Genomic DNA, 16,199 nt, shown 5'->3' on the forward strand with positions numbered 1-16,199 from the left:
TCCTCTCCGAAGGCGAGATCGCCCCCTCGACGCGGTTGATCCTCAAGGATCAAGCCAACGCCGCCGTCCGACTCGGCGACGTCATCACGATCGACCTGACCGAACGTACGGTGACGTCCGAACACCTCGGGCAGATCACCGTCACCGGATACGACAGCCTCATCGTCTCCGCCGGGGCGCAGCAGTCCTATTTCGGCAACGACCACTTCGCCGAACACGCACCCGGCACGAAGACGATCGACGACGCCCTCGAACTCCGCGGCCGGATCCTCGGCGCGTTCGAGCAGGCAGAGGTCATCACCGACCCGCGGGAGCGGGCACGCCTACTCACCTTCGTCGTCGTCGGTGCCGGCCCCACCGGCGTCGAGATGGCCGGCCAGATCGCCGAACTCGCACACCGCACACTCGTCGGGGCGTACTCCAACTTCGATCCCCGGGATGCGCGGATCGTCCTGCTCGACGCCGCCTCGACGGTACTGCCGCCGTTCGGGGACAACCTCGGCTCCGAGGCGGCGGAAACCCTCGAAAAGCTGGGCGTCGAGGTGCGGCTGGGTGCGTCGGTGACCGACGTCGACGCCCACGGACTAACCGTTCGCGACACCGACGGCATCGAGCACCGCATCGAATCCGCCTGCAAGGTCTGGTCCGCGGGGGTGGCCGCGAGTCCCCTCGGTCGCCAGCTCGCCGAACAGTCCGGCGCCGACATCGACCGCGCAGGCCGCGTGGCCGTCGACGAAGACCTCACCCTGCCGGGCAATCCGAATGTGTTCGTTGTCGGCGACATGATGTCGCGCGATCGTCTGCCCGGCGTCGCCCAGGTCGCGATCCAAGGGGGCCGTTACGCCGCGAAACAGATCGCCGCCGAGGTCACCGCCGCAGCCAAGGGACGCCCGGTACCGGAACGGAACCCCTTCCGGTACCGCGACAAGGGCTCGATGGCAACCATTTGCCGATTCAACGCGGTCGCCAAGATCGGCGGCCTCGAGCTGACCGGTTTCCTCGCGTGGATCATGTGGCTGGCCGTGCACGTCGTCTATGTCGTCGGCTTCCGCAGCCGCCTCGCGACCCTGCTGTCGTGGGCCTGGACCTTCCTCGGCACCTGGCGCGGTCAACTGACCAACACCCACCAGCAGATCACTGCCCGCAACGCGATCGCGCAACTGCGCTACCTCGAACGCCGCATCGAGGACACGGAAGCCGACGTCGCGCGGGCGAGCTGACACGAAACCGACTTCGGTGTCCGTACGGGGGCCACCGTGTGACTGCCAGCCCATCTTCCCGAAGGCGCTATCGCGATTGCGGCCGGCGGACCTCTTTGGAAACCTCGAAGACATGATGCTGGCGAATGCCTGCGAGCTGTATCGCGACGCAGGTTTCATCGGGCAGCCGGCGTCTCGATACAGCTCGCACGCGTTTGCCAACATGATGGATGGCAGCTCACCTTCCTGTGCGCCGTCGAGCGTTCCTGCGGTGATGCGGATGGCGGGCTGGTCGCTAGGAGTTGGTCCGTCGACGCCCATTCTTCGAGGTTTCCGAAGAGGTCTTCCGAGYGCAATCGCGGTCGGAGCGGTCCCTCCSGCAAGCGCACATCTGCCGGACTTCGTGGCCGCGCCGGCTGGAGGGGTGGGTGGACGGTGCCCGGATCTGCCGGTGGGTGAGGGGAACACTGCGGGGGTGGTTGAGCTTCGTCGCAAGGGGTGCTCGGTTCGAGGCAGAATTGTTGTGCCGCTGCGGGGGAGGTCCCGGTATGGCGCCCAGGCGCCGGAAGGGAAGGTGCACCCCGTGGCTGATGAGAACGAGGCCCAGGCRGCGTTCGACAACTTCGTAGCGTTGGGGACCACGGGAACGACCGCGGGACGGCGGGCACCGATGTTGCGGCGACCGAATGAGGTCGGACTGGACTACGGGGACGTGACATTCCCGTCGACGTGGTGTGGTCGGTCACGGTGATGTCGGCGTTCGTGTGGGGGAGGGTTTTGGTGGCGCACGGCCCATCGCGGGTTCCGATGGCGGCGAGGCGGTGGCGTGGGTGGGGAGTGGGGGGCTGGGGGCTGGTGATGGTGGGCCTGTCCGGTCATGCCGAGGGGCCACGATCTTGGTGTTGGGGAGGTGGTTGTCCGGGGTTCACGATCAGTGATTCGACTGRCAGGTATCAATTGTGGGCATGCGGCGCAAGGTGGCCGAGTGGAGAGAAGAAGATTCTTTGGGCTGAGCCGGTGAAGAAGAATGTTGAGGGCGGGCCGTGTTCGGTTGGCTCGGGAGCGGATGGTGTTCGGGCGGGGGTGCGGATCGATGACGTCGATCGGGTCCTTTTTCGATCAGCTTTGTTCGGGATGCGCGTATCCCGAACAATGCCCTGGCTGCTTTGGCGGGTATCGCTCCGTCGACCTGTCTGGGYCGKGTGCGTTCGTTGGTCGATCGTGGGGTGATCGGGGGCTTCCATGCCGATATCGATCCGGCTGCCCTCGGCTGGGRCCTGCAGGCGGTGATCGCGGTTCGTGTGCAGGCTGGTGCGCGGCGGCATCTGGGGCAGCTCGCCGAGCAGCTCGCCACCGTGGGTGAGGTGTTGAACGTGTACTTCATCGCCGGTGCCGATGACTATCTYGTTCACGTCGCCACTGCGAGCAGTGAGGAGTTGAGGCGTTTCGTTCTCGATCACCTCAGCGCGCATCCTGCGGTGGCCTCGACGGAGACCATCCTGATCTTCGAGCATGTGCGTCCGCGGCTGCGATCGCTTCGGGTCGAGCAGTCTTCGGGCCGTTGAGGGGGAGCCGGAGCTGCTTGGCGATGGATGTGATCAGGTGCGTCGGTCGGAGGTTGTTCTTGCCGGTGGTTGGCGTGTCGTTGTCCTGGCGCTGCTCGCGCGTCCTGTTGTGGGGGGCGGGCGGTGGATGCGGTAGTTGTCGGGGTCGTTGTGGCGTTGTGGTGCGGGCTTGGTCGGCTTCCCCCGGTGTGGGGGCGGCGGAAGGCGTCGTCGGGGATGCGTTCGCGGGTTGGTGCCGGCTTCCTCGGTGCACCGTCGGTGGCGGTGTGCGGGGCGGTGAGGTCGGCGCTGTCAGGCTGCGGTGAGGGCTTTGTTGGGTACGGGTCGGTGGCCGGTCCACTGGTCGTCGCCGGCTGTGACGGCAGGGGTGTGGAGGAGCCGAGGCCTGTGGGGTAGTCCTGGGCGCCCGGGGTCTTGGGCGATGTCGACGATGGTGTGGTCGGGCCCTTGGTTGTCGGGGATGCGGTAGGTGGCGGGTGTGGTGGGGTGATCTTTCGGGGAGTCGAGGTTGTTGGCGGTGGGGGTGCGTGCCGTGGTGCGTGTGGTAGGTGGGGAATGTCGATGTCGATGTCGATGTCGATGTCGAGGTTGAGTTCTGCGGTGTGGGCCCGCGGCGGGGGGTGGGGGTGAGGCGGCCGGGGTGGGTGGTCGCGGTGGCGGGGTCGGCGGTCACGGGTCGGGGTGGGGTGGGTGTGCGTCAGGGTTCGGGTGGTATGTGGGTTGTCGGTGTCCGAATTCATCGGACATGCGTTCGTTTTTCTGTGGGGGTGGCGGTTCGGCGCCGGTGGCGGGGTGGGGAAGGCCTTGTTACTGGTGCCGTCACCGCCGCGGGTGTGCGTGATCGTGGGGCGTTGGACGGCAGGTGAGGGGGTGACTGCCGCCAGAGGTTGTGAATATGGTTGGTGCGCACGAGTTATCGGACTCGATGTCGGTCATCAGTTTCTAAGATTATGTGCGCCAATGGCATTCACGCAGTCGGCAACGGAGAGATGGCAGATCACCGCACGCCATCGCGCACCCGGCAAAATCAACCATGCGTGGGTGAGACGCATCGGCTTCGCCGATGCGTATGCCACGTCAACGCCTGCTCACTGCTCACTGCTCACTGCTCGCTGCTCGCTGATCAGTGGGCATGTCCACGCCGCTCCTCTGTTGTGTAAGCGGGCGCACGGCTTGCCGCTGATTGGTCTCCTCCTCGGAAGGAGGATCCCGGTACGGGGGCCTGTGTGACACGGAAGCCGCAAATTGTTCTTTCAGTGCTCCTATCCGCAGGTGGTGCCCCCATCGCTTCACGTGGGAGTTTTTTCGCAGGCGTCCCACGGCATTCCGCTTGGCGGACGGTACACATCCGCCGTACTCCCCGGACGCGGAAGCTGTCCTGGCTCAGTGGATCTGGCGAGATCGCAGCGGCCGTACCTGCTGTTCGCCAGGTCTATTGAGTCGCCGCGGCGACTTCGGAGTTAAAGAACGTGGCGAGCATGGAACTCGGTGCCTCGATTCATTCCCGATCGCGGGTGACCACCTCGGATTCGCCAGGTTCGCTGAGCCGTCCGCCAGATAGACCGCAGCACTCGCCAGATTCACTGAGTCGTCGCCAACTTCACCGAGTCAGGACAAAGCATGTCCCGACTCAGTGAAACTGATGCCGCAACGAAGCTCTGACCAGCGATGCATCAGATAGGCCGCGTCGGCTTCTTCGCGCGGGGCTCGACCAATCTGATGCACATGGAACGGCGGCCTGTTGTCGCGATTCTCCTGGTAACGCAGCAGGCGCCATCGGAGCGCTGGTCAGGGAACTCCGCATCAGATCCACTGCGCCGGGCATCAGTTTGACCGCCGCCTGTCCGGTGACACGGGATTGTCCTCGGTGCGGAGCTGTGACCTGGGCCGAGGAATTTTGACTGGCGGGATTCGGGTGTGCCTGTCAGCGTTTCGGGGGTTGGTGACATGGCCGCCGGGCGCTGTGTGCCAGTGAATCTTGCTTGAACCGGCGTGTGTTGCCGTCTGCTCATGCACCGTCGGCAGGCTGCGGTGATTCGCATCGGCCCTGCGAACTGGCCTGCCGGCCAGGGTGGGGTGAACTCGAACCGAGCAAACTACAGTGGCGAGACAGCCGGGATAAGCAAGATTCATTGACAAAAAGGAAGATCTTCTGTCACAGGACACCGGCATCAGATTCACTGAGTGGACATCAGATGCACCGTGTCCCTTCTCGTTTGTTCTGGCGAGGTTGATGTCGGTTGACCTGGGGTTCGCCAGTTGGGGGTGGTGTCGTCATTGGTCATCGTTTCTCACTTGAAGTGGCGAATTGATGGGTAGATGGCTTGGTTCATGTATGGGTTGAAGGGGTAGTGGGTGCGGACCCGTCTCCAGAACTCATCGCGGGTCTTCTGGTGGTTGCGCCGGTGTTGGATGACCCAGCTCTTGAGCGGATCGATGTAGACCGTCCAGGCGATCCGGTCGCCGAAGTTCGGTGACTGTCCGAGTTGGCGGCCGACTCGGCTGTAGAACCGGGCGAGTTCGGTGTTCGTGTCGACCATCGCGACGTGGCGACGCCATTCGAGGTCGCAGAGCACTTCGGCGAGCGCGACGGCCTCCGGCAGCACGAGCAGGCCCGTCTCCGGTCCGGAGACGGATTGCATCGCCGTCTCCCGCTGGTCCCACCGCGCGTGCAGATGTTTGTGGACATGGTTTGGGCGGCTCCTGGACCATTCCCGAACGATGTAGTCGGCGTGCTGAAGCTGCCCCTGTGTCCAGTCGCCGTCACCGGTTCTCGAGCACAGCCGGTCGAAACGGCGATGCGCCCTGATGATTCCGGCCGTATTGGACAGGTCGACCTGGTGGGGCCGGTGTGGGGTCGTGTTCACCCATCGGCGGTGCCGTCGGCATATCTGTGGTGCGACCTTGGCGCGGACTCTGATGCGCGGGTGTCCGGGTAGTCGTGCGATGCACTCGTCACAGTGCTCACGCAGCTGGACCGACCGGTGGCCCCGGATCATCGGCTTTCCTCTGCCGGGGTCGGCCCGGATTGTGGTGTGCGCCAGGGTGGGCAGTACCTTGCGCAGTCGTGGGGCGGGGATGCCGGTGAAGGTTTCCAGTCTGTGTAGCGCGGCCGGGTTGAGCGTGATGTCATGTTTGTCGATCYATGATCGGGTCGGGGGCGCGCCGGCCGGTTCTCCCAGGGCCCGCAGCAGTGTGGTGGGGTGGGTGAGCGCGTTCACGTCGGCGAGCCGAAAGGCGAAGGACACCACGGTCTCGCCGGCGACCGGGCGGACGCGGACGGGAAGGATCTGGGCGGGCTGTTCCCACATCCTCATCTGCCCCTCCTGCGGCCGCGGGGCGGCTCGAACTGGGCCATCGCGGCGCCGTCGAGCAGTACCGCGTCCAGGTGGGTTTTGGTGATCTTCTCGGTGCCGTCGCTGATGGCGTCGTTGGCGGCTTCGTAGATGAGCTGGTCGAGGCTGCCGGTTGAGTTACGTGAGGGTGCCTGTCGTGGTCAGTAGTGGTAGCGGGCTTGCTGGATGATCACGGTGTCGTCGATGACGACGTAAACCAGGCGGTGCTCCTGGGTGATGCGACGGGACCAGACGTTGCCCTCCATGTGGCGGAGGCGTTCCGGTTTCCCGATGCCCTCGAACGGATGGCGTTTTATGTCCTTGACGAGATCGTTGATCTTCTTCAGGACCTTGCGGTCCGTGGTGGACCAGTAGGTGTAGTCATCCCATCCGTCGTCGGTGAAGGCGGTGTTCACTCGAGTAATTCCCGTTCGGTGTATTCACCGCGCCGGGTCGCCTCCAAACTACGAAATAACCGGCGTGCGTTCTCCGGTGATGCGAGTAGGTAGGCGGTTTCCATGATCGAGTCGTAGTCGTCCTTCGACAGCAAGATGGCGTTGCCGTTCTTGGATACGATCTCGACGCTGGTGTGGTCCTCGTTGACCTGGGACACCAGGCCGAAGAGGTTCTTCCGGGCTTCGGTTGCGGTTATTGCGGACATGTTCGTCACCTCTTTTCCCTGCTTGTGGGCGAGGGTTCGCCCGGGTCGTGACCGGGATTTACTCGATTCTCGTATCGACAGACTACCGCACATGTACCGAATTACGTACTAGTGTAGGACGCTGTGTACCGTGAATTGCTCGGAACAGTGCAAACGTCCTCCTGTCGGACGGCTCGAACGGCTCCCGAGAGCGCTCGGAACCCTTTCGTCGTCGCACACGGGCGACGCCTGGGCAAGACGCCTATGTCGGGGCGGGCTTCGACTCGTGGTCGAGCACCGGCGACCGGTGGGGGCGGACCCGGTTCACCGCGGATGTCCGGTCGGGGTGACGTTCCCTGTCGGTGCAGGTCCCACCGACCGCGGCCCTCGCAGTCCTGGACAGGAGGGCGGAGGCGCTGAACGCCCTTCTGACGGCGATGGGCCCGGATCGGGGCCTGGTTTCGACGAACCGGACCGCTCGCCCCTGGGTGGCCCGCCGGGGACCTGGAGACGGCGCTGCGCGGCCTGCGGGACGTGGGCTGGACGAGGCAATCGAAGCGGRTCGCACGTAAACACCCCAGGCTGTATCCGATTTGGGTTTCGGTGGTCAGTGAGGTCCTGGGCACCGAGCGTGCACATCTGAACCCGGTCCGGGAGACGCTACGGGCGTCTGATGGGCCTTCCCTCCGATGAGCCGTTCACGATCCCAGCGATCCACACGGGTCCCGGCCTCGTCGGAGAGCTCATGGCTCGCTAAACACGAGGTGTCCACCGTGCAGACGGGCTTGGACTACAACCGCCACCATTGACGACCAGCAGGCGGGTAGTGGTCCCGACACGCCCGCGGCGCCGATCTATCAGAAGGGATCGCACGTCCCCTGGGACAGGCAAGACATCCATCGGTTCCGGCGGACCACCACCCCAGCACGGCAGCGCGTGCTGCGAACAACCACAACAGACCAGTACTGCTCTGCGGTGACCGTTCAGATGTCATTAGGGACTCGCCGTCAGGGATGATGATCGGGTGCACGTGACACTGATTGCATCGGTTGCCCGGAATGGCGTCATCGGCCGCGACGGGGATCTGGCCTGGGCGAGATCGGAACGCGACGATCTCCAGCGCGTGACATCACGTTTTCGGAGGGGTTCCTTCGTCCGGCAACCGGGCTCGATCCGGAGGGTTGTAGCGGATGTTGGCGATCTGTCGGGTGCGGTGTCGAGTGCAAGTTTAGGCTAGAATTATGTACATGACGACTCTTCCTGTTGCCGACGCCCGGGCGCAGCTGTCGCGGCTGGTCGATGAGGCCGAACGTACGCACGAGCGGTTCGAGATCACCCGCAACGGGCACCGCGCCGCGGTCCTGCTGGGCGCCRACGACTACGACGCGTTGCGGGAGACGATCGCGGTGTTGTCGGATACGGATCTGCTGGCGGCGCATCTCGCCGGCCGGGCCGAGGTCGACGGTGGGGATGTCGTCGATGCGCAGGAGCTGGCCCGGCTGATGCGTAATGCTCGGTCGTCCGGGGAGTGAGCGAGCGGGGCGAGGGGTATCGGTTGGTGATGGCGCGGTCGGCTGCGCGGGCGTTGGCGACGTCGTTGCCGGAGAAGGTCGCGACCGCGGTGTACGAGTTCGTCACGGGTCCGCTGCTGGAGAATCCGCGGCGGGTGGGGAAACCTCTGGATCCACCGCTCGCCCYGGCGTACAGCGCCCGCCGGGGTACGTACCGGGTGCTGTATCTGATCAACGACGCGAATCGTACGGTCGAGGTCACCGCGATCTCTCACCGCGCGGACACCTATCGGTCCTCGTCCTGACGTGAGACGGCGAGTGTCGCAGGATGGACAGGGTAGAGCCGTGGCCTGGGTGAATGCTCTGATCTGGGAATATGTCGGGTCCCGGATGTGATCGGGAGGCGTGTTGCGGATGATGGGCTGCTCCAGCGGCCACGGTCGAGGACATTGCGTTGCAGCAACGCGAAGAACGATTCCATCGCCGCATTGTCACCGCATGCCCCAACCTTTCCATAGATACTCGTAAGCCATTGCAGGCCAACAATTCTACGAACATTTCGGAACGGAACCGACCAGGTTCACCCGGTCGACGCAACACCTCGACAATGAAAGAGGCGCGGAATGGGTGACGTCCATCGGCACGGGCGGCAGCGTTGACTTCGACGGGCGGTGGTGTGGTCACCGGGACCACACCGACCGGCGAGTACGGGCTGCCCACGCTCAACCTGTCCGAGAGCAAACCGGCCGAGGACACCGAAGCCACTACCCAGAAGATCTCGTTTCTCCTTCGTTTCTGCGACACGAACGCCTTCGGGGCAGTCGCGGTGTTCACCGGGGATCGTCGGGGACCGCCCACAGGCCCGGGCCGGTCCGTCGGCCGGTGTCGGGGATCAGTGCCCGTAGCCGGGCGGCGTCGTCGCTCAGTGCCTTCCGCAGGTGGGGGCGTACGTCCTCGGCGACGCCTGGTGGGAGTGTGCAGCCTTGGTGTACGAGGTCGGCGGTGTTGTCGATGATCCGTACCGCTCGGACGACGAGCGGCTCCGGCACAAATACTGTGGGAAGGTTGCCGTCGTGTTCTCTGGTCAGGACGCCGAGGGTGGAGATCATCGACATCGCTGTCGTCGGCTCGTCGGGACCGGTGTTGGCGCCGGTGAGGGCGGCGACCTCGACGAGGGCGGCGATTGTCGCACCGAGGGTGGGCAGGGGCATGGTGATGGTGCGGGGCAGTGTCAGCAGGTCGGCGCCGGGTGCCTCATCTTTGATGCGCAGGGCCAGTTCACGGGCGAGGGTGCGCAGTGCGTGATGATCGAAGTACCGGCGGGCGGTGCGTTCGGTGATGTGCATCCGCTCTGCCACGGCGGCGACTCGGTCGGTGAGTAGGTCCTCGAGTCGGTCGGCGGGGAGGGTCAGACCGATCCGTGCCAGCTCCTCGCCGAGGGCGGAGGCCGTCGTCCTCACCCATGATGATGGTCGTGGCATCGGGGCCTCCTGATCAGAGCGTTCCACCACATCTGGTCTGTCTACCAGTTCGCCCATGGTGCGGCGGCGGCAGGCGACGGGAATGAACGCCGCGCCGGACCGGATTGCGGGTTCGGCGACGCGTGCTGGATCGGGCGCTGACAGTTTCCGGGGTGCGCTCGCTGTCGGATCGGGGCTTCCACAGTGGTGTGCAAATTTGGTGCAACACCGAAGGGTGGGCATGTCTGTCCTCGACACCAGAAGCGCTCTTGCCGCCAACTCTGCCCGTGCACACCTCGGCTTCCGACGGGGCGGATGGGGGGAGCTGTGGAGCGATTCCGGTGGCGGGCAGGGCATGCAGTGGGCGGCGTAGTGCTCGGTGAGAGCCTCTGGTCGACGATCTCCGCCAGATCCATCCGCACGAGCATGCGTCGACGGCGAGGACGCGGTGATCGAGTCGATGCGCGGCGACGTCCCCGGGGCAGTTCCCCTGCCCTGCCGGCCTGGAGCGGTTGGTCCCGGTCGAGTCCTGACCCGGACGAGTAGTGCCATCTGGACAGCGGAGATAGACGTCCCCTACGCTCGCTCGTCGCGGCGATCGCCACCGGAGCCAGACGCCGCCGGCGGCGAGGACGACACCGGCGAGGGCCAGTCCGGTCGCGTGCCAATCGACCACGAAGACGGTGGGGGTGGTTCGGGGGCCGGAGACGAGGTGGAGGTCGCCGGAATCGGGCAACGACAACGTACTCTGAGCCATCTGTCCTCACGTGCGTGTACCAGGAACTTCACGGCAGGCAACTCACTATCGACCTGAGCTCCGAACAACGTCAGTGGCTGGAACTGTTGCGCGCGGCGTCCGCTGGGTTCGGGTGAGGAACAATAGAATTCTGCGATACCTGAGGGTGCCGACCCGGCCGGGTGATGACAACCGGCGGCGGTGTTGCTGGGACCGTGCCGGGTACTCGTCGGCGTCCGGTGTTCAGGCGCCGTCGTCGACCGGGGGCCGGGGTGGGCGGTCTGGTACGTGTTCGAGCCAGTGTGCGAAGTCGTCGGCGAGGTAGTACCGGACTGCGTCCTCGCGCAGTCGAGGCGTGGCCGCGAGCGAGGCGAGCAGTAGGCGGCCGCGGACCAGTGTGGCGGGACCGTGGCCGAGCAGCGATCTGCGATCTGGCTTCGAGTCCGTCCCAGCGGTCGCGAATGGGCCGGCGGCGGTCAGGAGCGCAGTGTGTCATTCAGTGGTGTGCTCGTGGCGAAACGCGGACCGAACGGGAGGTGCCGTCGGTTCGCGGAGCGCGACAGCGAATCCGGTGGCTCTGCCGTCGAATGTCGGTGCCGCGGGCTAGCGTCGAGTGGGTACCCGGCAGCTGAGGAGCAGCGATGAGCGCGGTCACGACGAATCAGTCACTCGGCACCCCCACCTGGATCGACCTGGGCATCCCGGATCTCGACCGGGCGATGTCCTTCTACGGGGCGGTCTTCGGTTGGGAATTCGACGTCGGGCCCGAGGAGTACGGGCGGTACACGATGTGTCTGCTCGGCGGCAGGAAGGTCGCCGCGCTGATGCCGAATCCCGACGAGAACGCCACCGAGTTCTGGTGGAACGTCTACCTGGCGACCGACGATCTCGATGCGACGGTCGCTCGGTCCGCCGCCGCGGGCGGCGCACTGCTGATGGAGCCGATGGACATCGCCGACCAGGGTCGGATGGCGATGGTGCGGGATCCGTCCGGGGCGCAGTTCGGCCTGTGGCAGGGGCGGGCACACGTCGGCTGCGAGCTCGTGAACGAGCCGAACACGTTGTTGCGCAACGACTTGGTGACCCCGAATCCCGGTCCGGCGCGGGAGTTCTACGCGGCGGTGTTCGACTTCACGCTGGACGGGAACGACGACCTGCCCGGCGTGGACTTCACCTTTCTGCGCAGACCGGATGGGCACGAGATCGGTGGCATCGTGGGCGACCCGTCCGCATCGGCGTCCGCCTGGGGCACGCTCTTCCAGGTCGTCGATACCGACGCGGCCGTCGCCGCCGCGCGGGCGAACGGGGGCACCGCGGACGATCCGACGGACATGCCGTACGGGCGGACCGCCGATGTCGCCGATCCGTTCGGTGCGACGTTCACGGTGGGTTCCCCGCTGCCGGGCGCGCAGGGGTAGACGCTCCCGTCGGGCTACCCGCCTACAGCTGGTGCGTGCGAGGTGGCGCCGAGGGTGATCGCGGGCCGCCAGCCGGGGTGCTCGGACGAGGCGGCAGCGCTGCTCGACGGCGGCCCGATCAGCCCGGTCGTGCGATGAACGCCCTGACCGAGATGCCCGCGCTGCCCCTGCCGCGACCAACCACCGACGCCCTGTCGAGGTGGTGACGGACCCCGAGTAGGGGCCTGCCAGCACGCGCGCGTCAGGGAACGGCCGGCCGTTCACGAGAAATTCTCACTCGTGGAGCGATTGTCTGGGCGTGGGATCGGCGTCCTTGCGGTGAGTTTTCGCTGCACGTGGACTGGTTGGCCATCATCGGAGCATCCGTGCATCGTGGTGGGCCGCCTGAGATGCCGGCGGTTGGTTCGGGCTCTTCCTGCCTGTTCATACTGGAGTATGATTGCAGTATGACGACGAGGTTCACGATCAGTTTGCCCGACGAGGACGCTCGCGTCCTCGACGCGTACGTCCGCGACCACGGTCTGGGTGGCCGGTCGGCGGGGATTCGAGCCGCGGTTCGGATGCTCGGGGAGGTGGGTCTCGAGCGCGATTACGCGGCGGCTTTTGTCGAGGGTGGTGTCGACGACGACTGGGACGTCACTTCGGCAGATGGCGAATGATCCGCCGGGGTCAGGTGCACTGGGTTGATCTTGATCCGGCGCAGGGCAGTGAAGCGGCCAAGCGTCGACCCGCTGTTGTGGTGAGTAATGATCGCGCCAATGCGACGGCGGAGCGGCTCGGTCAGGGGGTGGTCACTGTGGTGCCGTTGACGAGTAACACGGCACATGTGTTCGCGTTTCAGGTTCTCGTCGAACCTGACGAATCGGGTATGCCGCGTGAGTCGAAGGCTCAAGCGGAACAGGTTCGTTCGGTGTCGGTGCGTCATCTCGACGGTGACCCGGTCGGGAAGCTTTCGACGAGAACGCTTGCCGCGCTCGAGGAAGCTCTGCGGCTGCATCTCGATCTGCACTGAGTCGCGTCCCCTGGGTCGGTCTGACGGGTTCATCAGGGGGGGCACCCGTCGCACTTTCGCGGCGGCCGTTCCGATCCCGCCGCGCGGTCCTGCCCACGGTGAACTCGGAGAAGTCCGCGAGAGGCGCAGCGCTCTCAACTCTTCTCTCTTCTCGCCCGGGCCCCGGTCTGGGAGGACCGTGACAAGCGGTCAAGGACCATGAGATGCGCCGTGACGCCAGGGACGCCGATCGCGTCGGAGATCCCGGGGCTCGGTGGCGATACCACAAGCGCCAGGGTGAGACCCACGACTTACCTGCTGCTCACTTCGAAATTGGTATCGCCGGTGATACCATCCTGTAGGTCGGGGCAGGCGCAACTCCGCGGGGATTCCTGTCAGTCCACAGGGCGTGTCCGACAAGACAAGGTGGCACGGCCGAGTGCTCCCGGGGTCGACCACGCCATCTCCGTCGACGGCAAGGGCGTGAAGGAGGCGGGCAATGGCTGACCCGTCGCATCACACCTACCGGGTGACCTGGTCGGAACCGGACGGCGAGTTCGTCGGCACCGTCGCCGAATTCCGCTCCCTGTCCTGGCTCGCCGACACCCAGAACGAGGCCCTCGACGGCATCGTCACCGTCGTCCGAGAGGTCCTCGACGACATGGCGAGCACCGGGGAACGCCCGCCCGTGCCGATCGCGGACCGCTCCTACAGCGGCACCTTCACCGTGCGAACCTCACCACGGGTGCACCGCACACTGGCGATCGAGGCCGAGGAGCAGGGTGTCTCATTGAATCTGCTGGTCAACCAGAAACTCTCCGCTCCCGCCAGCGACCACGCCGGAGGCGACGCAACGCCGGGGTGAGGCCGGGAGGATATCGCCGACGCCCGTGACGGGGCAGGACGACCGCATCATCGGCGGTCAGCTGGTGCACATTCTCAGTTCCGTGTATCCCACGAGCCACCTGGGGCGGGCGTGACGGGAAGGCCTCGCCGGGGATGCCCTGTCCGACAGGATGTACGTGGAGTACGATTATTGATACGTACTTCACGTATCGGAGGTGTGGGATGCGGGAGAATCGAACGCGGCGGAAGGTGATCAAGGCGCCGGCTGCGAAGAGCGGGGGTGGGCCGCGGGTGGTTGCCGGGCGTGGTCACCGGCTGAGCGCCGCCCGCCCCGCTGGTGCGGGCCGTGGTGTGGAGGTGGCGGGCGAGTTCGTGGAGTACGTGACCCGGAATGCGCCGCGAGGTGAGTGGGCGCTGATCGCGAAGCTGATTCTCGATGAGGCGTTCGCCGACCCAGTGGGAACTCGTGCCGGGGACCTCGCGGCGGCGGCGGCGGAGCGGCGGCAGTCGTTGCTCGAGCAGGTGGCCACCCTCAAGGCCGGGGAGGCCGGCCGGGTGCTGGCACCGCGGGCGGGGGAATCGCGGACCCTGGTGAAGAAGTTGCGGGACGAGGGTGTGTTGCTCGGTTTGCCGTTGGGGCGCCGCCCCGATTATCACTATCCGGCGTTTCAGTTCGATACGGTGCACCACCGGGTGTGGCCGATCGTGGCGTACGCGAACAGCAAGTTGGGGGCAGCCGAGGATCCGTGGGGGGTCACGTCCTGGTGGCGCACCCCCTCCGACATCCTCGACGGCCGAACCCCGTTGCAGGACCTCGAGGACGGCGATCTGACCGAGGTCGCCGTCGACAACATGATCAGCGTGGCCGAGCAGGGAATGTAGGGGGTGGGGGCCTACAACGGCAATCCGGCGAACATCGCCACCCTCGCGCAGGGCGGTGGTGCATCCGACGCCGGCCCTCGGAGACGAGTTCAGGCGCCGCGGCTGGGGGCCGCGCGAAGGAGTGGGTATGGGTACCGCAGAGGGGGCCGGCGTTGATTCGTGGCCGATGGCCGCGGGGTGTACGCCTACACGCAGAATCGCTTGTACAAACTTAAGTACTCGGTGGTATTTTAGTTTGTATTCGCGGTTCGGTGGGTGGGCAGGAGGTGGTGGGTGTGGCTCGGGCGGATCGGTTGTTGTCGGGTGCGTTGCTGTTGCTGCGTCGTGCCGAGGTTCGGGTCGTCTCGGGTGGGCCCACTGATCTGGAGCTGGTTGTCCCTGGTGGGGGCGCGGTGGCGGTGAAGGTCAAGGTGTATGGGAGGCCGCCGACCCCGAGCATCGTCGAGGGCCTACGTGAAAGGCATCGCGAGGACCGGTTCCTGCTTGTCACCCCTCATGCGACGTCGTATTTGCGGGGGCTCGCGGCGGAGGGGGTGGTGGATTTGATCGCGGTCGAGGAGGGTCGTGTCGTCATCGGGGGTATCGACCACACCGCGGCGTCGACCGAGGCCGGGTCGGAGGTACAGGCTTTGCGGCGTGGTCGTCGGTCGTGGACGCGGTGGGCGGTCGAACGGTTGCTGTTGTTGGCCGAGCAGCCGGTGACGCAGGTCGAGCTGGCCGCGGTTCTGCGGGTCACGCAGCAGTCGGTCTCGCATGTGTTGCGGGGTCATCGGTTCGCGTCGCGCACCGACCGTGGGTGGGTGATCGGGCAGCGTGCCGACGCCCTCGATGGGTTGCTTGCGGAGTATCCGGGTCCGGGGGGTGTGTCGACGTACTGGTACGGACTCGATCCGGTGGTGCGGCAGGCGGAGGCGGCCGCAACATGGTGCGCGGAGAAGGGTGTGGGGTGTGTGCTGACCGGGGATGTGGCCGCGGATGTGTATGCGCCGTGGCGGTTGCCGGCGATGGCCGGGCTGTACAGCAGCGAGTTGTTGGACTTCACTGCGGCCGGTTTCACCCCGGCCACCGATGCGGAGTACACACTGGTGGTGACGGTGCCGCAGGACCCGACTGTGTGGCGCACCGCGGCCGCGGCGGCACAACCGACGGCGCGGGTCGATCCGGCCGCGGTCGACGAGGTGCTGCCAGTGCGGGTCGATCCGATCATCGCGTTGCACGATGTGCTTGCCAGCGCGGGCCCGGATGCGGCGGAGGCCGGCGAGCACCTGCGTCGGGCGATCCTGGACGGAGCCTGGCGTGGCTGACGTGGTGCGGATCGATGCCGCCTCTCGTGCGGCGGAGCTGGGCTGTGGACGACGTCGTCGCGTCCTGGACGTGTCGGACGGGAATGCCCGGTCGCAGTCGGTAACGGCTAAATAGGTCCGCTGAACTGCATTTATTGCGTTATATAGTCGCAGGTGCGACCATATGTGTATGGGTGAGATGTCGGTGTCGGCGGCGGCCGCCGAGCTGGGCGTGTCCGGCCGGCAGGTCACTCGTCTCGCGCGGGCGGGGGAGCTGGTGGTCACGCGGGAGGTGGGGAAGGCGTTGCTGTTGGATGCGGGGTCGGTGCACCG

At 66.0% G+C, this 16,199-nt stretch carries 14 protein-coding genes and 3 pseudogenes; 12 read left to right on the forward strand and 5 right to left on the reverse strand.

What is annotated here, in order from left to right; translation table 11 throughout:
* The 3 genes and pseudogenes from AC1D1G_RS28900 to AC1D1G_RS28910 form a co-directional block, all read left to right on the forward strand.
* A partial coding sequence (locus tag AC1D1G_RS28900) for an NAD(P)/FAD-dependent oxidoreductase (protein WP_477954743.1) occupies positions 1-1,220 on the forward strand: 1,220 nt, incomplete at its 5' end.
* 562 nt (positions 1,221-1,782) lie between these two features.
* A pseudogene (locus AC1D1G_RS28905) lies at positions 1,783-1,926 on the forward strand (alpha/beta hydrolase); the annotation flags it as partial.
* 290 nt (positions 1,927-2,216) lie between these two features.
* Positions 2,217-2,764 (forward strand): annotated as a pseudogene (locus AC1D1G_RS28910) (Lrp/AsnC family transcriptional regulator).
* A gap of 2,291 nt (positions 2,765-5,055) precedes the next feature.
* On the opposite strand, the gene AC1D1G_RS28915 reads toward AC1D1G_RS28910, so the two are convergent.
* The 3 genes from AC1D1G_RS28915 to AC1D1G_RS28925 form a co-directional block, all read right to left on the reverse strand.
* Positions 5,056-6,081, reverse strand: a complete 1,026-nt coding sequence (locus tag AC1D1G_RS28915; RefSeq protein WP_477954745.1) for a TniQ family protein — start codon at positions 6,079-6,081, stop codon at positions 5,056-5,058.
* 179 nt (positions 6,082-6,260) lie between these two features.
* Complete coding sequence (locus tag AC1D1G_RS28920; RefSeq protein ID WP_280783238.1) at positions 6,261-6,515, reverse strand: Txe/YoeB family addiction module toxin; 255 nt, start codon at positions 6,513-6,515, stop codon at positions 6,261-6,263.
* Positions 6,512-6,760, reverse strand: coding sequence for a type II toxin-antitoxin system Phd/YefM family antitoxin (locus tag AC1D1G_RS28925; protein WP_477954746.1), 249 nt, complete (start codon positions 6,758-6,760; stop codon positions 6,512-6,514). The genes AC1D1G_RS28920 and AC1D1G_RS28925 overlap by 4 nt, the downstream gene beginning before the upstream one ends.
* Before the next feature lie 513 nt (positions 6,761-7,273).
* Here AC1D1G_RS28925 and AC1D1G_RS28930 point away from each other — a divergent pair.
* The 3 genes from AC1D1G_RS28930 to AC1D1G_RS28940 all read left to right on the forward strand — a co-directional run bounded on the left by AC1D1G_RS28930 (position 7,274) and on the right by AC1D1G_RS28940 (position 8,555).
* Positions 7,274-7,432 carry a DUF6308 family protein gene (locus AC1D1G_RS28930; protein ID WP_477954747.1) on the forward strand — a complete coding sequence of 53 codons (159 nt, stop codon included), beginning with the start codon at positions 7,274-7,276 and terminating at the stop codon, positions 7,430-7,432.
* A 548-nt stretch (positions 7,433-7,980) separates the two neighbouring features.
* Positions 7,981-8,271, forward strand: a complete 291-nt coding sequence (locus AC1D1G_RS28935; RefSeq protein WP_477954748.1) for a type II toxin-antitoxin system Phd/YefM family antitoxin — start codon at positions 7,981-7,983, stop codon at positions 8,269-8,271.
* Positions 8,272-8,300: 29 nt separating this feature from the next.
* Positions 8,301-8,555: a type II toxin-antitoxin system RelE family toxin gene (locus AC1D1G_RS28940; RefSeq protein ID WP_477954755.1), complete on the forward strand. Its 255-nt coding sequence runs from the start codon at positions 8,301-8,303 to the stop codon at positions 8,553-8,555.
* Between the two features lie 116 nt (positions 8,556-8,671).
* Here AC1D1G_RS28940 and AC1D1G_RS28945 read toward each other — a convergent pair.
* Positions 8,672-8,823 (reverse strand): annotated as a pseudogene (locus tag AC1D1G_RS28945) (IS3 family transposase); the annotation flags it as partial.
* A gap of 257 nt (positions 8,824-9,080) precedes the next feature.
* Positions 9,081-9,731: a hypothetical protein gene (locus AC1D1G_RS28950; RefSeq protein WP_477954749.1), complete on the reverse strand. Its 651-nt coding sequence runs from the start codon at positions 9,729-9,731 to the stop codon at positions 9,081-9,083.
* 1,356 nt (positions 9,732-11,087) lie between these two features.
* On the opposite strand from AC1D1G_RS28950, the gene AC1D1G_RS28955 reads away from it, so the two are divergent.
* The 6 genes from AC1D1G_RS28955 (at position 11,088) to AC1D1G_RS28980 (ending at position 15,887) form a co-directional block, all read left to right on the forward strand.
* A complete protein-coding gene (locus tag AC1D1G_RS28955; RefSeq protein ID WP_477954750.1) occupies positions 11,088-11,864 on the forward strand; it encodes a VOC family protein in 777 nt (258 codons plus the stop codon).
* 446 nt (positions 11,865-12,310) lie between these two features.
* On the forward strand, positions 12,311-12,523 hold the full coding sequence (locus AC1D1G_RS28960) for a ribbon-helix-helix domain-containing protein (protein WP_037232310.1): 213 nt from the start codon (positions 12,311-12,313) through the stop codon (positions 12,521-12,523).
* Complete coding sequence (locus AC1D1G_RS28965) at positions 12,520-12,876, forward strand: type II toxin-antitoxin system PemK/MazF family toxin (protein WP_095867680.1); 357 nt, start codon at positions 12,520-12,522, stop codon at positions 12,874-12,876. The genes AC1D1G_RS28960 and AC1D1G_RS28965 overlap by 4 nt, the downstream gene beginning before the upstream one ends.
* 478 nt (positions 12,877-13,354) lie before the next feature.
* Entirely contained in the window at positions 13,355-13,720 is a 366-nt protein-coding gene (locus AC1D1G_RS28970) for a type II toxin-antitoxin system HicB family antitoxin (RefSeq protein ID WP_477954751.1), read from the forward strand.
* A 203-nt stretch (positions 13,721-13,923) separates the two neighbouring features.
* Complete coding sequence (locus AC1D1G_RS28975) at positions 13,924-14,583, forward strand: hypothetical protein (RefSeq protein WP_477954753.1); 660 nt, start codon at positions 13,924-13,926, stop codon at positions 14,581-14,583.
* Between the two features lie 275 nt (positions 14,584-14,858).
* Positions 14,859-15,887, forward strand: a complete 1,029-nt coding sequence (locus tag AC1D1G_RS28980; RefSeq protein ID WP_477954754.1) for a hypothetical protein — start codon at positions 14,859-14,861, stop codon at positions 15,885-15,887.
* Positions 15,888-16,199: the final 312 nt, after the last annotated feature.

This window comes from Rhodococcus sp. P3_B8, assembly GCF_056402775.1.